16 protein-coding genes and 2 pseudogenes are annotated in these 18,410 nt (G+C 71.6%); 14 read left to right on the forward strand and 4 right to left on the reverse strand.

The features are described 5' to 3' along the window. Positions 1 to 52 precede the first annotated feature (52 nt). The 3 genes and pseudogenes from ACZ7LS_RS09020 to ACZ7LS_RS09030 form a co-directional block, all read left to right on the forward strand. Positions 53 to 1,027, forward strand: a complete 975-nt coding sequence (locus ACZ7LS_RS09020; RefSeq protein WP_385133193.1) for a serine hydrolase — start codon at positions 53 to 55, stop codon at positions 1,025 to 1,027. A 170-nt stretch (positions 1,028 to 1,197) separates the two neighbouring features. Further along, entirely contained in the window at positions 1,198 to 1,629 is a 432-nt protein-coding gene (locus ACZ7LS_RS09025; RefSeq protein WP_385133190.1) for a VOC family protein, read from the forward strand. Next, positions 1,607 to 1,753 (forward strand): annotated as a pseudogene (locus ACZ7LS_RS09030) (MerR family transcriptional regulator); the annotation flags it as partial. The gene ACZ7LS_RS09025 and the pseudogene ACZ7LS_RS09030, both read left to right, overlap by 23 nt. A 19-nt stretch (positions 1,754 to 1,772) precedes the next feature. Here ACZ7LS_RS09030 and ACZ7LS_RS09035 read toward each other — a convergent pair. Next, positions 1,773 to 2,090: pseudogene (locus ACZ7LS_RS09035) on the reverse strand (hypothetical protein); the annotation flags it as partial. 55 nt (positions 2,091 to 2,145) lie between these two features. On the opposite strand from ACZ7LS_RS09035, the gene ACZ7LS_RS09040 reads away from it, so the two are divergent. The 4 genes from ACZ7LS_RS09040 (at position 2,146) to ACZ7LS_RS09055 (ending at position 7,417) form a co-directional block, all read left to right on the forward strand. Continuing rightward, a complete protein-coding gene (locus ACZ7LS_RS09040; RefSeq protein ID WP_382517573.1) occupies positions 2,146 to 2,304 on the forward strand; it encodes a hypothetical protein in 159 nt (52 codons plus the stop codon). 103 nt (positions 2,305 to 2,407) lie between these two features. Then, a complete protein-coding gene (locus tag ACZ7LS_RS09045; protein WP_469448286.1) occupies positions 2,408 to 5,794 on the forward strand; it encodes a CHAT domain-containing protein in 3,387 nt (1,128 codons plus the stop codon). After that, positions 5,791 to 6,369, forward strand: coding sequence for a hypothetical protein (locus ACZ7LS_RS09050; RefSeq protein ID WP_382517567.1), 579 nt, complete (start codon positions 5,791 to 5,793; stop codon positions 6,367 to 6,369). The genes ACZ7LS_RS09045 and ACZ7LS_RS09050 overlap by 4 nt, the downstream gene beginning before the upstream one ends. 4 nt (positions 6,370 to 6,373) lie before the next feature. Beyond that, entirely contained in the window at positions 6,374 to 7,417 is a 1,044-nt protein-coding gene (locus ACZ7LS_RS09055) for a hypothetical protein (RefSeq protein WP_385133184.1), read from the forward strand. A gap of 81 nt (positions 7,418 to 7,498) precedes the next feature. On the opposite strand, the gene ACZ7LS_RS09060 is transcribed toward ACZ7LS_RS09055, so the two are convergent. Next, positions 7,499 to 8,902 (reverse strand): glycoside hydrolase family 16 protein, encoded by a 1,404-nt coding sequence (locus ACZ7LS_RS09060; RefSeq protein ID WP_382665039.1) that lies wholly within the window; start codon positions 8,900 to 8,902, stop codon positions 7,499 to 7,501. Between the two features lie 315 nt (positions 8,903 to 9,217). Between ACZ7LS_RS09060 and ACZ7LS_RS09065 the strand changes: the two genes are divergently transcribed. Together ACZ7LS_RS09065 and trxA are read left to right on the forward strand one after the other, a co-directional pair. Continuing rightward, complete coding sequence (locus tag ACZ7LS_RS09065; protein ID WP_382517561.1) at positions 9,218 to 9,688, forward strand: MerR family transcriptional regulator; 471 nt, start codon at positions 9,218 to 9,220, stop codon at positions 9,686 to 9,688. Further along, the gene (trxA, locus tag ACZ7LS_RS09070; RefSeq protein ID WP_382517558.1) at positions 9,685 to 10,017 is read left to right on the forward strand and encodes a thioredoxin; all 333 of its coding nucleotides are present in this window, start codon (positions 9,685 to 9,687) and stop codon (positions 10,015 to 10,017) included. Before ACZ7LS_RS09065 ends, trxA begins: the two co-directional genes overlap by 4 nt. 204 nt (positions 10,018 to 10,221) lie before the next feature. Here the strand turns inward: trxA and ACZ7LS_RS09075 are convergent, their stop codons facing one another. Next, entirely contained in the window at positions 10,222 to 10,959 is a 738-nt protein-coding gene (locus tag ACZ7LS_RS09075; protein WP_385133181.1) for a DUF2848 domain-containing protein, read from the reverse strand. Between the two features lie 166 nt (positions 10,960 to 11,125). Here ACZ7LS_RS09075 and ACZ7LS_RS09080 point away from each other — a divergent pair, with 166 nt between their 5' ends. The 3 genes from ACZ7LS_RS09080 to ACZ7LS_RS09090 all read left to right on the forward strand — a co-directional run bounded on the left by ACZ7LS_RS09080 (position 11,126) and on the right by ACZ7LS_RS09090 (position 14,425). Beyond that, complete coding sequence (locus tag ACZ7LS_RS09080; protein ID WP_382664905.1) at positions 11,126 to 12,448, forward strand: MFS transporter; 1,323 nt, start codon at positions 11,126 to 11,128, stop codon at positions 12,446 to 12,448. A gap of 137 nt (positions 12,449 to 12,585) precedes the next feature. Continuing rightward, complete coding sequence (locus tag ACZ7LS_RS09085; protein ID WP_385133178.1) at positions 12,586 to 13,404, forward strand: carbon-nitrogen hydrolase family protein; 819 nt, start codon at positions 12,586 to 12,588, stop codon at positions 13,402 to 13,404. A gap of 253 nt (positions 13,405 to 13,657) precedes the next feature. Next, positions 13,658 to 14,425: an NPP1 family protein gene (locus tag ACZ7LS_RS09090; protein WP_385133175.1), complete on the forward strand. Its 768-nt coding sequence runs from the start codon at positions 13,658 to 13,660 to the stop codon at positions 14,423 to 14,425. A gap of 70 nt (positions 14,426 to 14,495) precedes the next feature. Here the strand turns inward: ACZ7LS_RS09090 and ACZ7LS_RS09095 are convergent, their stop codons facing one another. Further along, on the reverse strand, positions 14,496 to 15,125 hold the full coding sequence (locus ACZ7LS_RS09095; RefSeq protein ID WP_356511997.1) for a GntR family transcriptional regulator: 630 nt from the start codon (positions 15,123 to 15,125) through the stop codon (positions 14,496 to 14,498). 221 nt (positions 15,126 to 15,346) lie between these two features. On the opposite strand from ACZ7LS_RS09095, the gene ACZ7LS_RS09100 reads away from it, so the two are divergent. Together ACZ7LS_RS09100 and ACZ7LS_RS09105 are read left to right on the forward strand one after the other, a co-directional pair. After that, entirely contained in the window at positions 15,347 to 17,629 is a 2,283-nt protein-coding gene (locus tag ACZ7LS_RS09100) for a HelD family protein (RefSeq protein WP_382664902.1), read from the forward strand. A gap of 144 nt (positions 17,630 to 17,773) precedes the next feature. Further along, complete coding sequence (locus tag ACZ7LS_RS09105; RefSeq protein ID WP_382517541.1) at positions 17,774 to 18,388, forward strand: TetR/AcrR family transcriptional regulator; 615 nt, start codon at positions 17,774 to 17,776, stop codon at positions 18,386 to 18,388. The last annotated feature ends 22 nt before the right edge of the window (positions 18,389 to 18,410 follow it).

Raw genomic sequence — 18,410 nt, forward strand, 5'->3', positions numbered from 1 at the left:
GGCGCGGCCGGCCCGACTCCCCTCCCCTCCGTACATCTCCTAAGGAACACGCTTGACTTCCCACATATCGATCCTTCCCCGGCGCCTGCGGCGCACCGCGACCGTATCCGTGCTCGTCGGCACCGCCGCCGCGATCGTGGCCACGGCCTCCCCGGCGAGCGCGATATCCGGCACCGGTGCGGAGCCGCCCCGGTCCGAGGTCTCCTGTACGTCGGACAAGACCGGCCTCGCGAGCCGGCTCACCGAGGACATCAAGGCCGTGGTGGAGGACGCCGCCCTCAAGGGGCGGGTCTCCGTCGCTCTGTACGACCGCACCACAGGCACCAACTGCGCGTTCAACGCGGATCAGCAGTACGACTCGGCGAGCGTCGTCAAGGTCATCGTCCTGGGCACGCTCCTGCGCCAGGCCCAGGACGAGAACCGGGACCTGACCTCGTCCGAGCAGACGCTCGCCACCAACATGATCACGGCGTCCGACAACGACTCGACGACCACACTGTGGAAACAGCTCGGTCTCGCCCGTATCTCGGACTTCCTGCGCCTCGCGGGCATGGAACACACGACCCCCGACCTGGAGGGGTACTGGGGGCTGACGCAGATCAACGCCGCCGACCAGCTCAGGCTGATGGAGCTGCTCACCGCGTCGAACCCCGTTCTCGACGACGACCGCCGTGCCTACGCGCTGGGCCTGATGAACCAGGTGATCCCCGCTCAGCGCTGGGGCGTCCCCACGGGCGCGCCGGACGGAGCGACGGTGCACGTCAAGAACGGCTGGCTGCAGCGCAGCAGCGGCGGATGGCGTGTGCACAGCGTCGGCGCGTTCACCGGGCAGGGGCATGACTACGGCCTCGCGGTCCTGACCGCCGACAACACGGACATGCCCGCCAGTGTCGCGGTGATCGAGAACATCGCCCGGGTGGTCCACGCGGACCTCAACGGGACCACTCTCGCCCCGCTCCGGGAACAGCGCCGCCAGGCCCTGCCCACCACCTCCGACGGCTCCCTGGTGCCCGACGGCGACCGGTGACCCACTCCGCCGCCCGGCCCAGGCCGGGCGGCGGAACCGGTGATCCGAACGAAGGCCCTGGCTGTACCCGGCCACAACACCGCCCACAACACCGGTCGCGTCGTTGGGGCTGGGCGGGATCCACGAACCGGCTTGACCCTCACGTCGCGTGAGGCCGGAAGGTGGGGTGCGTGAGCGACCACTACAACGCGTTCGAGATAAGTCCCATACCCGCTCCCGGCCCGGACGCGGTTGTGCCGGAGCTGTTCCGCGGCATCTACGGAATGCCCGCGTTCATGACGATCCCCACGAGCGATCTGGCGGCGTCGGTGGACTTCTGGATACGTGGGCTCGGGTTCTTCGAGCTGTTCAGCGTCCCCGGCAGGCTCGTGCATCTGCGCCGGTGGGCGTTCCAGGACGTACTGCTCGTCCCGGCGGCCGGCGTTCCGGAGCGGGCACCGGCGACGAGCCTGAGTTTCGCGTGCCTGCTCAGCCAGGTCGATTCCCTGGTAGAGGCCTGTCGCGCGGTGCGCCCGGACTCGGTCGACGGTCCACGGGACACTCCCTGGAACACCCGCGATGTGGCGGTGATCACCCCCGTACCGGCTCTACACCGCCGGTGACCTGGAACGCCTGCACCGCATCGTCGTCTACCGCGAGACCGGCCTCGACCTGGACAGGATCCGGGCCGTCCTGGACGACTCGGCCGCGGACGCGCCCGCCGCGCTGCGCGCGCAGCGCACACGCACGCACCTGGCCGCCGGGGGTGGAGCAGGCCCTGCTGCTCGTAGTACCGCAGGGCTCGGGTGGTCGTGCCGGCCTCGTTCGCGCAGGGTCCGCACGGCGCGGCGCGCGACGAGGAGAACCGTGACGCGGCCGCGCCGGGTCCCGCCCCGGGTGCCATCCGGCTTCGGTCAGCCACACGTCCACTTCTTCGGGCGCGGAGAGTATCGGCATCGTCTGTCCTCACGAGATCCGGCCGGGAGCGCGGGCGGCGGTCGTGTCCGACACGATCGGGTGGTTGTTGTGCGTTCTCCCGCGCGGCCTGGTGCCTTCTGCGATCCTCGGCCCAACAAGCCATCATCCAGTACGAGTTGACACGTGCGCCGGCCGGGCCGGCTCATGGCCGGGGGAACAGCATGTCGTCGAAGCAGCTCTTGTTCAACGGGTCCTGGCTCGTCGTCGTGGGCGTGTGGAACGCCGTCTCCGACGCGCCGATGTGGCTGACCGTGTGGACCTTCGCGCTCGGTTTGTTCACCGTCCTCTACGGGGCCTCCCGCTGGATGAAGGGGCTGTGACGGTGCTCGGGACCAAGCAGTGGCCTCCAGCCGGGGGCGCGTCGTGCGCGGCGGCGGGCCGGCTCGGGCGGGACCTGTAGGGACGCGGAGGGCGGGGGAGAGTATGTCGGCCGCGCGACCATCGACGGACCGGGTGCCGCCCGGACTGGACGATCAGGCACTGGGGTGTCTGGCGGCTCTGGCCGTGCCTGCCAGAGCCTTCACGATCCTGGCGCCGCTGCTGCTGCTGTTCTCGGTGGACGACGTTCCGGGCTCCGCCCGTGGGCTCTTCCCGCTCGCTGTCGCGCTGCTGATGGTCCTCGGCTTCGTACGGAGCGGCGCCGAACGGCATCTGCCGTCCCTCGGGCGCAGCGTCCAGCAGTTCGCGCATGCCGGCCCCCTCGTGGGTGTCGTCGTCTTCGCGCACAGCTCCGCCGGCGAGTGGCTCGCGGCGCGGTGGCTGGAGCGGCCGTGGCTCACCGGTGGGCAGGGCGGGCTGCTGCTCGCCGGTGTGACCGTGCTGTCCGCCCTGATCACACCGCGCGAGCTGGGTCTCGTCACCACCTACTGGCCGCAGCCGGCGGCCGGTGCGCGGTTCGGCCGGAGCGGGTGCATGACCGGGGCCATCGTTCTGCTGCTGCCCCTTCAGCTGGTCCGCACCATCTGCTGGGCCGGTACGCTGCCGCTGTTCCTGGCCGGCGCCGCCGCCCCGTCGACCGCGCTGATCCAGGCCGCCCTGGTGATGATCGTCGCCGAACTCGTCGTCGCGCTCACCGTGCGATGGTGGCTGAACGACATCGGAGCGCTGATCACCTACGCGGTGACCATGGCGAGGAAGTGGCCCTCGCTCGGGGACGCCGTCGTGCACGCCTGGGCGCGCGAGCGGATCACCGCCGGGGCCCGCGCCACCCGCTCGCCCACGGCGCCCGGCACCCCGGACTACTCCCTGGTGATCCTGCTGGCGGCTCTGGCCACCACCGCGCCCGATTCCCGGAGCGGCCGCCGCGCCGCCCCCGGCTACCGGCCGCTCTGCGAGTCCATGCTGCGGGCGGCGGGCAACGCGCTCCTCGACGAACGGGACGTCGGAGAGCGGGACCGCGCGGAACACTGGCGGCTGCATCTCGCCGCGCGCGGCACGGTCGCGTACGCGTTCGCCACCGTCGCGGACGGCGAGGGCGCCGTCGAAGAGGCCACGGCACGGAGCGCCGCCGCCGTCAAGGACCTGGAGGCGGCCGGGTACCCCGACTTCGCCGCCATGGCGCGGTTCCAGTGGGCGGGGAGGCTGCGGAACGACTACCCGGCCGTGCGCGATGTGCTGCGCCCGGTCACCGAGGGCGGCCAGGGGGCGGCCTGGATGTCACCGTTCGCCCATCGCGTCCTGGCGAACGCCGCGCGCTCCGGAGCACCGGAGCGGGTCGCGTTCCACGAACAGGCCGAATCCGCCCAGCCGCGCGCCGCCGAAGGGCGCTCGGAACGGCGCGCGGAGGAGCGGGGGTGGTTTCCCCGTGCCGTCGTGCCGGCGGTGCCCGACGCGGGGGTCCGGCTCTTCGAGCGTATGAACTGGCGGGTGTGGCGGCAGCTGTTCGAATCCGGCGAGATGGCACGTACCTCGGCGCGGCTTCCCGATACCGGATCGGGCAAGGCCTCGGGTGCGGTCGACCAGCCAGGACTCGACACCGACGGCATCAACTACTTCGGTGATTCCTTCGCGAGTGTGGGTACGGCCTGGAAGATGGTGTGGCACGCCCAACTCCTCGCGCCGGTGGGCCGGTTGCGTACCGCCCGCTGGTTGCTGGAGCGTGGGCTGAGGAAGTCGGGCGACCTCGCCCTCCAGATGGAGGCACTGAAGCTGCTCGCCTCGATCGACGAGGAGGAGAAGGACTGGCCCGCCGCCTACGCGCGCTGGAGCGAACTCGTACGGCTGGAGGAGGCGCGGCGCGGCGCAATCGCCGACGGCGACCGGCGCATCGACTACCCGGCCTCCCATTACAGCCGTCTGATCCTCCTCCTCACCGGGCCCGAACGCGGGCACATCCCCGGTCTGCGCGCGCCCCAGTGGGCGGTGGCCTTCGACCACAGCGAGCGGGACCGTTCGCGCGTACTGCTGGAAGTGCCGCGTCCTGAGCATCTGACCGGCGGCCGCCCCCCGGCACCTGTCGGCCACGCGGAACTGACCTCCGTACTCAGCGGGTACGAGCGGCGCGGCGGCCGGCGCGGACTCGTCGTCAGCTTCTATGTGTTCCATGCCCGGGTCATCGTCTTCCTGGTCCGTTCCGGTACGTCGTCCCCCGTGGTCGAGGAGGGGAAGCTGCCCCCCGGCCCGGCGCTCCCCGACGCCCTCAACCGCTTCGGGCGGCTGACCTCGGCCGCCGGCTTCGACCAGGAGGGACTCGACGCGGACTTCGGCGCGCTGATCGGGGCGGTGACGCGCCACAGTGAGCCGGGCGAGCCGGTGTGTCTCGTGCCGCACGGCCTCCTGCACGAGATCCCCCTCCACGCGGTGGCCACCGGCGGTGTGCCGCTCGCCGCGCGCAACCCCGTCCATGTGGTGCAGAGCGCCTCCCTCCTGGCGGACCTGTACCGGGACACCGCTCCGCCCGCCCCGCGCGGTCTGTGCGTCTTCGCCGACTCACGCTCCGATCAGCCGCTCGTTCACGCGCGCGCGGAGGCCCGCTCCCTGGCCGGGGCGTTCGGCGGGCGCGCCGAAGTCCTCTCCGGCGACCGGGTCACCCGGCGGCTGGTCCTGGACCGGCTCGCCCGCTCGGAGGCGACGGCCGTGCACTTCGCCTGTCATGGCGTCCTGGCCCCCGACGACATCGCGGGCAGCGCGATCAGCTGCGCCGACGGCCCGCTGACCATGGAGGATCTGCTGGGGCTGCGGATCCGCGCGGATCTCGTCACCCTCAGCGCCTGCCGCAGCGGGGCGAGCAGAGGGCGCCCCGGCGACGAACGGCTCGGTCTCGCACGGGCCTTCCTCATCGCCGGGGCCAAGTCCGTCCTGGTCACGCAGTGGCAGGTGGACGATCTGTCCACCGCGCTGTTCATGGAGCGCTTCTACGAGCTGCTGGTGGCGGGGGCGCCGCGCGGGCGGGCACTGCACGAGGCGCAGGCGACGGTACGCGGGATGACCATGGACGCCGCCGTACGCCGGTGCGAGGACGCGCTGACCCGGATCGGTGATCCCCGGATCGGCGGCCTCCGGACCGGTGACGCCCGGACCGGTGACGCCCGTACCGGTGACGCCGGAGACGGGGCGGCCGAGAGGACGGCGTACGAGTCGGTGCTGCTGCGTCTGCTCTGCGAATCCGGTGATCTCCCCGCCGCGAAGCGGACGTTCGCGCGGCTCAAGGAGCGCACCCCGAGCGGCAGTCCGGAGCGAAGGGAGCTGATGGTGCTCTGGTCACGGCTGATCGCCAGTGCCGAAGCGAGGCGAGGCGGCGGCCCCCGCGCCCGCCCCTTCGAGCATCCGTACTTCTGGGCCCCGTTCGTCCTCGTAGGAGACGCCCGATGACCGCACTCCCGGCGCACACCCCGCTGGCCGGCCTGGCCAGTCCCGATTTCGCCACGGTGCGGGAGCCCTACGGCGGGGACACGCCGAACTGCCGCTATCTGATCGGGGTTTCGGCCGACGGAACGCCCATCACTCTCGCGGTCCGCACCGCATGGGCCGCCCCTCGGCGTGCGCCCGCCGTGGTGGTCTCCGGCTCCGCGACCCTCCAGGACGTCGTCGAGGAATCGGCCCTGCTCAACCTGCTCGAACTCAGCCCCGAGGCCGCCGTGGTGATGGACCACGCGAGCGGCGCCGTCCGGGGCGTACTGGAACGGGCCACCGTCGACGCGTATCTCCGGCAGGACCGGTTCCCCGGCGGGCCCGTACGCGCGGGCGGGGGCTGGGGCGCGGCCACCGGCGACGACAGCTGTCTCTGCGGGACGCATCGCACCCCGCACGCCCATGTGGTCTGCGCCTTCGGCGGCTGCGGCCGCGTCAACGCGCTGCACTTCTACGATCCCGAGGATCCCCCGGAGTGCCCGGGGCCGGGCGACGCGGTACCCGCGCATCCGTTGATCCTCTCCGTACGAGGGTGATGACGTGATCGCGGACGTGTTCCGGGACGCGCTGGCGGGTACGAGCCGGCGCCTGCTCTTCACCTCGGCACTCCCCGCGCTCGTCTTCTCGTCGGTCCTCCTCGGGATCACCCTCGAAGCCGCCAACGGCGCGCATCCCGCCGCCGAGCCGGGTACGGGGCTCGGTACGGCCATCGCCACCTGGAGCGACCGGCCCGGGAGCGTGCGTACCGTCCACGCGGCGGGCTTCGTCCTCGCCGTCACGCTCCTCACCGCCCTGCTGGCGGCCCACCGGGTGACCCTGCTGCGCTGGGCCGAGGGGTACTGGCCCGGACGTCTCGGCCGACGGCTCGGGGCGTGGCGGGCGAGCCGGCACGAACGGGCCCGCGCACAGCTGCGCGGCGATGTACGGGCGGGCAGCCCGGACGCGTACGAGACGCTCTATCTGCGCTTCCCGCTGCCCGGTCTGCCCGTACTGCCGACGCGTCTCGGCAATGTCCTGCGCGGCGCCGAGGACTACCCCCGTACCCGGTACGGGATCGACGCCGTGCTCGTCTGGCCCCGGCTGTTCCCGCTCCTGCCCGCCCCGTTCACCGCCGCGTTCGCGTCGAGCAGGGCCCGGCTCGACGCCGCGCTCGCCGCGACCGCGCTCTCCGGCGCGTTCACGGTCGCGGCCCCGGTCTGCACGGTGGTGACGGGCGGTGCGCCGTGGCTCGCCGTCGGTTCGCTCGCGGCCGGCGCGCTCGGCGCGCTCACCGGCTACCGGGCCGCGCTCACCGCCGCCGTCGTGCACGGGCAGCAGATCCGTGTCGCCTTCGATCTCTACCGGGGGCTGCTGCTGGACACGGCCCGGCACGGCGGCCGGCCACCCCTGCCGGAGGCGGGACCCACGGACCCGCAGCCGCCGTTCCCACGACCGCAGCCGCAGCCGCTTCTCCAGCAGCCGCAGCCCGCGCCCGACGTGCTCAGCAGCGCGGCCGAACGCGAGATCTGGGAAGGGCTGTGCGGCTTCTGGTACCGGAACATCCCTGTCGAGGCGCGGGTCGCCGCCCCGCGATCCGGCGGCTGACGCGCCTCGCCCGTGCCCGGCCGGTACGGGCCGGTACGGGTTATGGGGCGGTCCGTACCGGCCTTCTCACGCCGCGCCGGCTCAGGCGAACGGGATCCGGATCACCGACTGGTTGCCGATGCCCAGCGTGCTCGCGCCGGTGCCGATGGCGTTCCAGACCTCGATCCGTACCTTCCCGTTGACCAGGTCGCCCTGTGATCCGGTGGCCGACTTCAGGCCCCTGGCCTGCGTGTAGTGCTCATAGCCGGGGACGGGGTCGGTCGCGAAGTACGCGTAGGTCTCCGTACGGTCCCAGGTGCCGTCGCCCGTACGGTCGTAACTCACCCTGACCTGCTGGCCGTTGCCGACCGACGTGCCCGCGTCGACGAACAGGTCGAACTGCGTGGCACCGCCGTTGTACGTACGGGTGATCCCGCTGGAGGTGAAGACCTGCGGGGTGTGCGGCGTGCCGTCGTGATTGGCGCCGCCCGCCGCGGCGAGGGTGGCCGACGCGGCCGAACCGGCGGCGTCACCGAGCCCGGCGCCCGTCCGCGCGTACAGCGTCGAGGAGCCCGAGGGCGGCGGGTCCGTCGGCGGGTCCGTCGGGGGTGTGCCGCCACGCGTCCAGACGGCCACGTAGTCGACGAGCATGGGACGGCCGGGGACGGTCGCGGCTGTCGGGGTCCGGCCGCCGAGCGCGTCGGGGAACGCGCCGCCCATCGCCACGTTGAGGAGGATGAAGTACCCGGCGTGGTCGGTCATGTTGGCCCAGGTACCGGCGTCCATCTGGTTCTGCCGCACGGTGTGGTAGAGCTGGTCGTCCACGTACCAGCGCAGCTCGTTGGGCGTGACCGCGCGGTCCCACTCGAAGCGGTAGGTGTGGAACGCGGACTGGCAACTGGCACCGGGGCAGGCGCGGCTGGCGCCGAGTCCGGTCGTCTCGTTGCACGGGCCGCCGGGGCTCACACCGCAGTGCAGCACGCCCCAGACGGAGTTGATCCCGTTGACGTTCTCCATGATGTCGAACTCACCGATGCCCGGCCAGTTCCAGTAGTTGCCCCGGTACGGCGAACCGAGGGCCCAGAAGGCGGGCCAGTAGCCGAGCGCGGCGTCGCCCGTCACATTCGGCATCTGGATACGGCCCTCGATACGGAGGGTGCCGCCCGCCGGAGCCTTGAAGTCGGCGCGGCGGGTCTCGACCCGGGCCGAGGTCCAGTTGCCCGCGCCGTCCCTGAGCGGGGTGATTCGGAGGTTGCCGTTGCCGTCGAGGCTCAGATTGTCGGGGCTCGCGGTGTAGTTCTGGATCTCGCCCGTGCCCCAGTTGCCCGGCCCGCCGGGGTAGCCGTGGCCGGTGTCGGTCTGCCAGTTGGTGGCGGAGGGCGGCGTGCGGTCCGCGCCGTTGAAGTCGTCGCTCCACTGGAGGTTCCAGCCGGGCGCGGGCGGTATCGCGCCCTGGGCCGTACCGGCGCCGGTCACGCCGACGAACCCGGCCAGCGCGACGGCCATGGCGAGGATCGCGGCGACAAGGGGCGTACGGGGCGCGAAGCGGGGACGGGGACGGGGAGCGGTGGGGGGAGCGGATCTGATGCGACTGGTTCTCAAGGAACACCTCCGGTGCGGATGGTGCCGAGGAGCGGGACGGGGAGTGGACGGGGGTGGGACGGGGGACGGGGGACGGGACGTGGAGTGCAGCGTGAGAGCGCTCTCAGTACGTCTTGTAACGGCGCCGGGGCATACCGTCAATGCCTCTCTCCTCGCCTGTCGCCCCCGCGCCCCGACTCCCTTGCCTTGACCTCGGCGTCAAGGATTACGGTCGAAGACATGCGAATCGGCGAGCTGGCGGAGCGGGCGGGGACGACCACGCGGACTCTGCGTTACTACGAGTCACGCGGGCTGCTGCCCGCCCGGCGCGCGGTGAACGGCTACCGCACGTACGACGAGAGCGACCTGCGGCTCCTCCGGCAGATCAGAACCCTTCAGGACTTCGGGTTCGACCTGGAGGAGACGCGGCCGTTCGTGGAGTGCCTGCGCGCCGGGCATCCGGCCGGGGACTCCTGTCCGGCGTCGCTCGCCGTCTACCGCCGCAAGCTCGGCGAGCTGGACGGGCTGATCGGTGAGCTACAGGCGGTACGTGCCCAGGTCGGGTCGCAGCTCGCGCAGGCGGAGGCGGCGCGGGCCGGGCTGGCGGACCAGGCGGAGGTGCCGGGCGGTCCCGAGCCGCTGTGCGAACTGACACCGCACACGAGCGCGCGTGCGTTCGGCCGTGCCAATCGAGGAGAGACAGCGAAATGATCGTGATAGACGGTGTCGACGCCGTGACGGACACGGACTTCGACAACGAGGTGCTCGGAGCCGGACTTCCCGTGCTCGTGGAATTCACCGCCGACTGGTGCGGCCCGTGCCGGCAGCTCGCGCCGGTGCTGAGCGCCGTGGCGGGGGAGCAGGCCGGCCGGCTCAAGGTCGTCCAGCTCGATGTGGACAGCAACCCCGAGGTCACGGCCCGGTACGGGGTCCTCGCGATGCCGACGCTGATGGTGTTCCGCGCGGGTGAACCGGTGAAGTCCATGGTCGGAGCCCGCCCGAAGCGCAAGCTCCTCCAGGAGCTGGAAGAGGTGGTCTGACGCTTCGAGGTGAGCGGGAGGGGATATCCCGCGGGAGGGGATATCCCGTACGGGTCCCACCCCGGCCCTTCCCCAACGGCGCGAAGGCGGCAACGGCGGCGGCGACGCCTTGGCCAACGGCGGCGGCGACGCTTTCGCGCCAACGGTGGCGGCGACGCCTTCGCGCCAAGGTGCGGGGCCGACGCCGGCGGCGGCTCTGCCGATTCAGCCGATGGGCGCCGGCATCCGCACCACGTCGTAGGCCAGCTCGATCACGTCCCCCGTCGCCGGGTCGCCCAGCTCGACCCGCCAGCGGTCGGCGAACTGGTCAACGCCCTCGGCCATCGGGATCGTGCCGGAGATCAGCACCGTACCGGGCAGCAGATCACCGCGCTCCCGCAGCACCTCGGCCCAGTAGCCCGGGGTGAGCAGCTCCGCCAGCGTGCCGTCCTGGATGACGGTCTCCTTCCCGAAGCCCCCCGTGCCCCCCGAGCCCGCGCCGTCCCCGGAGCCCCCGGAGGCGGCGTGGCTCACCCATGCCCGCAGGGTCAGCGTGTCCAGCCGCTCCTGTACGTCGGCCAGCCGCCAGGCGCGCCGGGCGAGGACGTCCGGGCCCGCGTTCTTGCTCCACGCCACACCGTGCACCTCCAGCTCACGGTCGGTGTGGTCGCAGGCGGCCGTCAGCAGCAGCTCCCCGTCGCCGTCCACCACCAGGGCCCATTCCGCTTCGCCCGAGGTGCGCCCGTGCTGGACGCTGACCCGGTCGGTGTGCTGCGCCAGATACGGGGCAACGGGGTAGAGCGCGGGCGTCACGGACGGCGCGGGCACCCCCAGCTCGGCCAGCTCCGCCACATGCGCGGCGACATCGTCCTGGCTGCGTCCGGCGTAGCCGGCGTTGAGCACCTGGACGACATCGACGCGCCTGGTGGTGCCGTCGGGCAGTTCGAAGGTCAGCAGCGCCATGGGGTTTCTCCACATCGATCGCGGTATCGGCGAGGTTAACTTTGCGCGGAAGGCTTGCGCATACGACCTGTATACAAGAAGTATGCCGGAAGGTCGATAGCGCACCTCAGCAAGGACGGACATCGTGAAGAACAGCACGAACATGGACACGGGCAGGGATAAGGGAATGGAAACGCAATCGTTCGGCGGGTCCGCGGTCCGCCGCGCCTTCTTCGCCAGCCTCACCGGGACCGCCCTGGAGTGGTACGACTTCGCCATCTACTCCGTGGCCGCCGCGCTGGTCTTCGGCGATGTCTTCTTCCCCTCCGAGGACCCCGCCACCGGCACGCTCCTCGCGTTCTCCACCTACGCCGTCGGCTATGTGTCCCGGCCCCTGGGCGGTTTCGTCTTCGGCCGTCTCGGCGACAAGATCGGCCGCAAGAAGGTCCTCATCGCGACCCTCGTACTGATCGGGGCCGCGACACTGCTGATCGGTCTGCTCCCCTCCTACGCCACGATCGGTGTGGCCGCGCCCATCGCCCTCGTCATCCTCCGCTTCGCCCAGGGCGTCGGTGTCGGCGGCGAGTGGGGCGGGGCCGTACTGCTCTCCAGCGAGTTCGGCGACCCGCGCCGGCGCGGCTTCTTCGCCTCGGCCGCGCAGATCGGCCCGCCCGCCGGCAACCTGATGGCCAATGGTGTACTGGCCGCCCTGGGCGCCCTGCTGACGGAGGCCCAGTTCACCTCCTGGGGCTGGCGCGTGGCCTTCCTGCTCTCCGGGGTCCTGGTCGTCTTCGGGCTGTGGATCCGCGCGAAGCTGGAGGAGACCCCGGTCTTCAAGGCGATGGAGGCCGAGCAGAAGCGCCCCGAGGCGCCGATCCGCGAGGTCTTCACCACGCATCCCCGCGCGCTGGCGGCCGCGATCCTCAGCCGGGTCGCCCCGGACGTGCTGTACGCGCTGTTCACCGTCTTCGTACTGACCTACGCGACCGGCGAACTGGGCATGTCGCGCGGCTCCGCGCTGGCCGCCGTCCTGATCGGCTCCTCGTTCCAGGTCTTCCTGATCCCGCTGGCCGGAGCCCTTTCCGACCGGATCAACCGGCGTCTGCTGTACGGCGTCTCCGCCCTGGCCGCCGGCGTATGGCCGTTCCTGTTCTTCCCGATGACCAGTGGCGGCAACTGGCCGCTGCTCGCGCTCGGGGTCGTGGTGGCGCTGGCCATCCACTCGCTGATGTACGGGCCGCAGGCGGCCTTCATCGCCGAGCAGTTCTCCGCGCGCCTGCGCTACACCGGCTCCTCGCTCGCGTACACGCTGGCCGGGGTCATCGGCGGAGCCGTCGCGCCGCTGCTCTTCACCGCGCTGCTCGACGCGTACGACTCATGGATCCCGCTGGCCCTCTATGTCGCGGTGACCGCGGTGGTCACGATCGTCGGCCTGTGTCTGGGACGGGACGGGAACCCCGCCGACGACGACCTGAGCGGTACGGAACAGCCCGCCCGCGCGGGGGCGTAGCCCGTACGCCCAACCCCGCCCCGCCCCGCCCGGATCCGGCACCGTTGACCTCACACCCCGTACCGCGTAACCAGTAACCCCGCACCCGGCACCCCGCACCCGCACCCGCACCCCGCGCCCGAGAAGGGAACCACCTCATGCGCATCGCGCTGAGCCAGCTCACCACCGGCCCCGACCCCGAGCGGAATCTCGCGCTTCTCCGCTCCGAGGCCCACCGCGCCGCCGACGAGGACGCCCGCGTCATCGTGTTCCCCGAGGCCGCGATGGCCTGTTTCGGCACCCCCCTGGCGCCGCTCGCGCAGCCGCTCGACGGCCCCTGGGCCACGGCGGTGCGCCGGCTCGCGGAGGAGACGGGACTCGTCGTGGTCGCGGGCATGTTCACCCCGGCTCCGGACGGCAAGGTGGCCAACACCCTGCTCGCCACGGGTCCCGGCGTCGAGGCGTCCTACGACAAGATCCATCTTTACGACGCCTTCGGCTTCGCCGAGTCCGATACCGTGGCGGCCGGCTCCGAGGTCGTCACCATCGAGGTGGACGGCGTCGGGATCGGCCTCGCCACCTGCTACGACGTCCGCTTCCCCGAACTGTTCCGGGCGCACGCCGACGCCGGAGCGGTGCTCTCGCTGCTGCCCGCCTCCTGGGGCGCCGGCCCCGGCAAGCGCGAGCAGTGGGAACTGCTCACCCGCGCACGGGCGTTGGACGCCACGCTCTGGCTCGCCGCCGTGGGCCAGGCGGATCCGGCGGCGTCCGGTACGGGCCCGGCGGCCGGCGCCGCGGTGTCGCCCGCTCCCACCGGAATCGGCCACAGCGCGCTCATCGGCCCCGACGGGACCGTACGGCGGAGCCTCGGAGCCGGCCCGGGGACGCTGCTCGCGGACGTGGATCCGGATGAGGTCGCCGCGGTCCGCCGTGCCGTACCGGTGCTGGCCAACCACAGGCTGAACCAACCGAGTTGACCGAAGCGGAAGGCCGTCCGCGCCCAACTCGTTTTCGGACGGCTTCCCTTCGGCACGCTTCACTTCGGCGTCCTCTGCCGTCACACTTCACTCAGCGTGTAACTCCCGTCTCCTCCACCCCCCTCGGTATTGGCTGACCCTTCATCGCTCCGACATCCTGCGATGCTCGACGCGTCAACGAGGGCGGGGGAAGGTGATCCGGGCATGTCAACCGGACCGCGTACCCCACATCGCGGCCGATCAGGAGGACGCAGTGAAGAAAAGCTCGCGCATCCGCAAGGTCTCGCTCATCTTCGGCAGCGCCATCGCGCTGGTCATCGCCGTGCCGGGTAGCGCGCTCGCCGATCCCCCCAGGGCCCTGCCCGGCAACGCGGACGGGATGGAGCAGACGTTCCAGCCGGCTTTCGACTACGACACGGACGGCTGCTACCCCACCCCCGCCATCGGCCCCGACGGAACCATAGCCCCCGGCCTCAACACCACCGGGGCCGTCAACGGTTCGTGCCGCGACTCATGGGACCTCGACAACACCAACGGATACGCGCGGTCCAAGTGCAACAACGGCTGGTGCGCGATCATGTACGGCCTCTACTTCGAGAAGGACCAGGCCGTGGCCGGCAGCGGGCTCGGCGGGCACCGGCACGACTGGGAGCATGTCGTGGTGTGGGTGCAGGACAACGAGGTGAAGTACGTCTCCACCTCCGCCCACGGCAACTTCAACATCCACACCCGTGACCAGATCCGCTGGGACGGCACGCACGCCAAGGTCGTCTACCACAAGGACGGCATCGGCACGCACGCCTTCCGCGCCGCGAACTCCAACGACGAGCCGCCGGAGAACCACTACGGCACCTGGCGCTTCCCCACGCTGGTCGGCTGGAACGGCTACCCCGCGGGTGTCCGCGACAAGCTGAGCCAGGCCAACTTCGGCAGCGCCGTCTTCGGCCTCAAGGACGGCAACTTCAACGGCCATCTGCAGAAGGCCAAGCCGGTCGGCATCCCGTTCGACCCCAACGCCTGACGGACGGACAAGTCCGGTCCGTACGTGCGCGCCTGACGGGCGAGCAGGACCCTGAGGCGTACGTACGTGTCTAACCGGCGAGCAGGACCTTGAGCGTCGTCTCCAGGTGACCGTCGATCGCGCTGTGCGCGGCCGGCCGGTCACCGGAGGCGATCGCCGCCAGGATCGCGCGGTGCTCGGTCAGTACGGACTCCTGCCGCCCCTGCTGGTTGTAGAGCGCCACCACCCCGGCCCGGATCTGCCGGCTGCGCAGCCCGTCGTAGTGCCGGTTGAGCAGCGAGTTGCCCGCGGCGGCCACGATCGTCGCGTGGAAGAGATGGTCCACGGCGATGAACTCCTTGGCGTGCTCGGGCCCGCTCAGGGTCCGCTGCCGCTCCAGGAGCCCGGTCAGGTCGGCCACCAGCGCGTCCCGGTCCCCCGGGACGACCTGCTCCGCGGCGTACCGCTCGACGATGCCGCGCAGCTCCATCAGCTCGGTGATCTCCCGCCCCGACAGCGGAACGATCTGCGCCCCCCGCTTGGGGACCAGCCGTACGAGATCCTCGGCGGCGAGCAGCAGCAGCGCCTCACGGATGGGGGTACGGGAGACCCCGATGCGGTTCGCCAGCTCCTGTTCGGAGAGGAACTCGCCCTGCCTGTCCGGGTCGGTGAGTACGTTCTCCTTGAGGAACGCGTACGCCTTCTCCCTGCCCGACGTCATGACTTCCCCCACAGCGAAGGTTGCATACAACGAGTATACAGCTCCCCCCGGCGGCGTGGTGGGCGCGAAAAGGGTGCGGGTCACACGAAAAGCACACAAAAAAACCCCGGAACCGAATTGACGGTCGGGGTGTTCCTCTGCGTATATTGATTGTTTCCACGTCTTGAAAATGAAGACATGAACCAGGTCACTGGAATGCAGCGTATCGGACAGGGGCTGAATTGTCAACCGAGGAATTGCAGGACGAGCAGCAATTCGTCTCCCTCCTCTATGAGCGCCTCGATGCCTTGAGGGAGCAGGCCGAGACCGCCGTGGAGGCGTCGATCGGCCAGGTCAACACCGTGCGGCAGGCCCGCGTCGAGCGGGATATCAGCGTCGCGGAACACTCGGGCCGTGTAGCCGCGCTGAATGCCGTGGAGTCCGGTCTCTGTTTCGGCCGGATCGATCTCGGCGAGGGGACGAACCATCACATCGGACGCATCGGAATGCGCAGGGACGACCCGGAACGCACTCCGCTGCTGATCGACTGGCGGGCCCCCGTGGCACGCCCCTTTTATCTCGCCACCGGCCATTCCCCGATGGGGCTGCGCAGACGGCGTCACCTCACCACCCAGGGGCGCCGCGTCACCGCGCTCCATGACGAGATCATGGACCTCACCGACACCACCCGCACCGGCTACGAGGACCCGGACGGTGACGCCGTACTGCTCTCCGCGCTGAACTCCGCGCGTACCGGGCGGATGAGCGACATCGTGCAGACCATCCAGGCCGAGCAGGACCGCATCATCCGCGCACCGCACCGCGGTGTGCTGGTGGTCGAGGGCGGTCCCGGCACCGGCAAGACCGCCGTGGCGCTGCACCGGGCGGCGTATCTGCTCTACGCGTACCGCGAGCAACTGGCCCGCCGCGCCGTGCTGATCGTCGGGCCGAACCCCGCCTTCCTCGGCTATATCGGCGAGGTGCTGCCCTCGCTCGGTGAGACCGGCGTGCTGCTGTCGACCGTGGGGGAGCTGTTCCCGGGCGTACGGGCCACCGGTACGGACACCCCCGAGGCGGCCGAGGTCAAGGGCCGGGCAGACATGGCCCGCGTACTGGCCGAGGAACTGCGCGGCCGGCAGGCACTGCCCCGCCCCGTCATGGAGATCGAGCACGCCGAGTACGGCACCCTCGTGCTCGACCGCGACACGGTGTACGAGGCACGGCAGCGCGCCCGGGACACCGGACTGCCGCACAACCCGGCCCGGCCGACGTTCGCCTTCCGGATCATCGACGCCCTCACCTCACAGCTCGCGGACCGGATCGGCGCCGACCCGCTCGGCGGCGCCAACCTCCTCGACCCGACGGACATCGCCCAGCTCGGCAAGGAGATCGCCACCAGTCCCGAGGTGCAGGCGGCCATCGACACGCTGTGGCCGAAGCTCACCCCTGAGCAGCTCGTCTCCGACTTCCTGGCGGATCCGGGCGCCCTGCTCGGCTCGCGCGACGCCGCCGCCGTACGCCGCTCCGGTCCCCGGACCGGCGCCGACGCCAGGATCGACTGGACCCCCGCCGACGTACCGCTGCTGGACGAGGCGGCCGAACTGCTCGGCGAGGACGACAGCGCGGCCCGCGCCGCCGCGGCGCTGGAGCGCCAGGAGCGGATCGCCTACGCGCAGGGCGTGCTCGAACTGTCCTACGGCTCCCGTACCCAGGAGTTCGAGGACAGGGACGACGACGAGTCGGAGGTCCTCGCCGCGCACGACATCATCGACGCCGAGCGGTTCGCGGAGCGGCACGAGGAGACCGACACCCGCAGCGCCGCCGAGCGGGCCGCCGCCGACCGCACCTGGGCCTTCGGCCATATCGTCGTGGACGAGGCGCAGGAACTGTCCGCGATGGCCTGGCGGTTGCTGATGCGCCGCTGCCCCAGCCGGTCCATGACCCTCGTGGGGGACCCCGCGCAGACCGGGGACGCGGCCGGCTGCGACTCCTGGCAGCAGATCCTGGAGCCGTACGTGCGGGAGCGCTGGGAGCTGACCAAGCTGGGCGTCAACTACCGTACGCCCGCCGAGATCATGGAGGTCGCGGCCGAGGTACGGCGCCTGACGGACCCGCTCTTCGAACCGCCGCGGTCCGTGCGCGCGACGGGCGAGGGGCCGCTCGTGCGCTCCGCCAAGCCGGGTGACCTGGCCCGTACGGCGGCCGGACTGGCGGTCGAGCACCCGGGCGAGGGACGGCTCGCGGTGATCGCCCCGGCCGCGCTGCTGCCCGGCCTCGCGGCCGAACTGCCCGACGCCTCCTGGGGTATCGCGCCCGATCTGACCCGGCCCGTCGTCCTGCTCGACGCCCGGCAGGCGAAGGGGCTTGAGTTCGACACCGTGATCGTCGTCGACCCGGAGGCGATCATGGACGGCTCGCCGCGCGGCACCAACGATCTGTATGTGGCGCTGACGCGGGCGACCCAGCGGCTCGGGATCGTCCGTGACGCGGAGGTCCCGTCCCGGCTGAAGACGGCCACGCCGTAGGCCCGTTCACCACAACGCGGGACACGGGCGGACCGCGCGCACCGCTGCGCGCGGTCCGCCCACCCGTGGTCCCTGTTCAGCGGAGTCCCGCTCCGGTCACCGCGACGATGGCCAGACGAACGCGCCACTCCTAAAGTGACCCGGATGAACACTCGCCCCTATCGCTCGTCCGTACGGGACCAGGCCGCCGAGCTGACCCGGACGACGATCCTCGACGCCGCCGAGCGGCTGTTCGCGGAGCACGGCTACGCGCGGATCACCGTCGCACGTGTCGCCGAGGAGGCGGACGTGGCCGTCAACACCGTCTACGCGGCCTTCGGCACCAAGGCCGGGCTGGTCGTCGCCCTGATGGAACGGGGCGCGGCCGAGCCGGCCATAAGCCGCGCGCTCGACCGGGTGAGCACCGCGGCCGACGGCGCCGAGGCCGTCCGATGGGCCGCCAGGGGAACGGGCGAGACGGTCCGCCGCCATGTGCGCGCGATGGCGGTGCTGTACGACAACGAGACGGCCGATCCGGTGATCGCTGAGGCGGCCGGGCGCGCGGACGACCTGGCACGCGCCCGGCTCGCCGAGATCGCCGGGCGGCTGGCGTGTCTCGACGCGCTCCGGGACGGAATCGGCTGTACCGAAGCCGCCGACATCCTCTGGTACCACCTGAGTCCGTGCTCCTGGCGGCGGCTGCGCCGGATGGGCTGGAGCTGGCAGCGCGCCGAGGAGTGGCTGGCGGCCCAGCTGGCCACCACACTGCTGCGGCCGTGACACCACGGCGATCATGACGCCG

The organism is Streptomyces sp. NPDC039430, from assembly GCF_055639435.1.

Bases quoted from the DNA above. Each gene is read 5' to 3' on its own strand.
- ACZ7LS_RS09060 (WP_382665039.1), bottom strand. From the start codon at position 8,902: ATGGCCGTCGCGCTGGCCGGGTTCGTCGGCGTGACCGGCGCCGGTACG.
- ACZ7LS_RS09085 (WP_385133178.1), top strand. From the start codon at position 12,586: ATGCGCATCGCGCTGAGCCAGCTCACCACCGGCCCCGACCCCGAGCGG.
- ACZ7LS_RS09095 (WP_356511997.1), bottom strand. From the start codon at position 15,125: ATGACGTCGGGCAGGGAGAAGGCGTACGCGTTCCTCAAGGAGAACGTA.
- ACZ7LS_RS09105 (WP_382517541.1), top strand. From the start codon at position 17,774: ATGAACACTCGCCCCTATCGCTCGTCCGTACGGGACCAGGCCGCCGAG.
- ACZ7LS_RS09065 (WP_382517561.1), top strand. From the start codon at position 9,218: ATGCGAATCGGCGAGCTGGCGGAGCGGGCGGGGACGACCACGCGGACT.
- ACZ7LS_RS09080 (WP_382664905.1), top strand. From the start codon at position 11,126: ATGGAAACGCAATCGTTCGGCGGGTCCGCGGTCCGCCGCGCCTTCTTC.
- ACZ7LS_RS09050 (WP_382517567.1), top strand. From the start codon at position 5,791: ATGACCGCACTCCCGGCGCACACCCCGCTGGCCGGCCTGGCCAGTCCC.
- ACZ7LS_RS09045 (WP_469448286.1), top strand. From the start codon at position 2,408: ATGTCGGCCGCGCGACCATCGACGGACCGGGTGCCGCCCGGACTGGAC.
- trxA (WP_382517558.1), top strand. From the start codon at position 9,685: ATGATCGTGATAGACGGTGTCGACGCCGTGACGGACACGGACTTCGAC.
- ACZ7LS_RS09075 (WP_385133181.1), bottom strand. From the start codon at position 10,959: ATGGCGCTGCTGACCTTCGAACTGCCCGACGGCACCACCAGGCGCGTC.
- ACZ7LS_RS09040 (WP_382517573.1), top strand. From the start codon at position 2,146: ATGTCGTCGAAGCAGCTCTTGTTCAACGGGTCCTGGCTCGTCGTCGTG.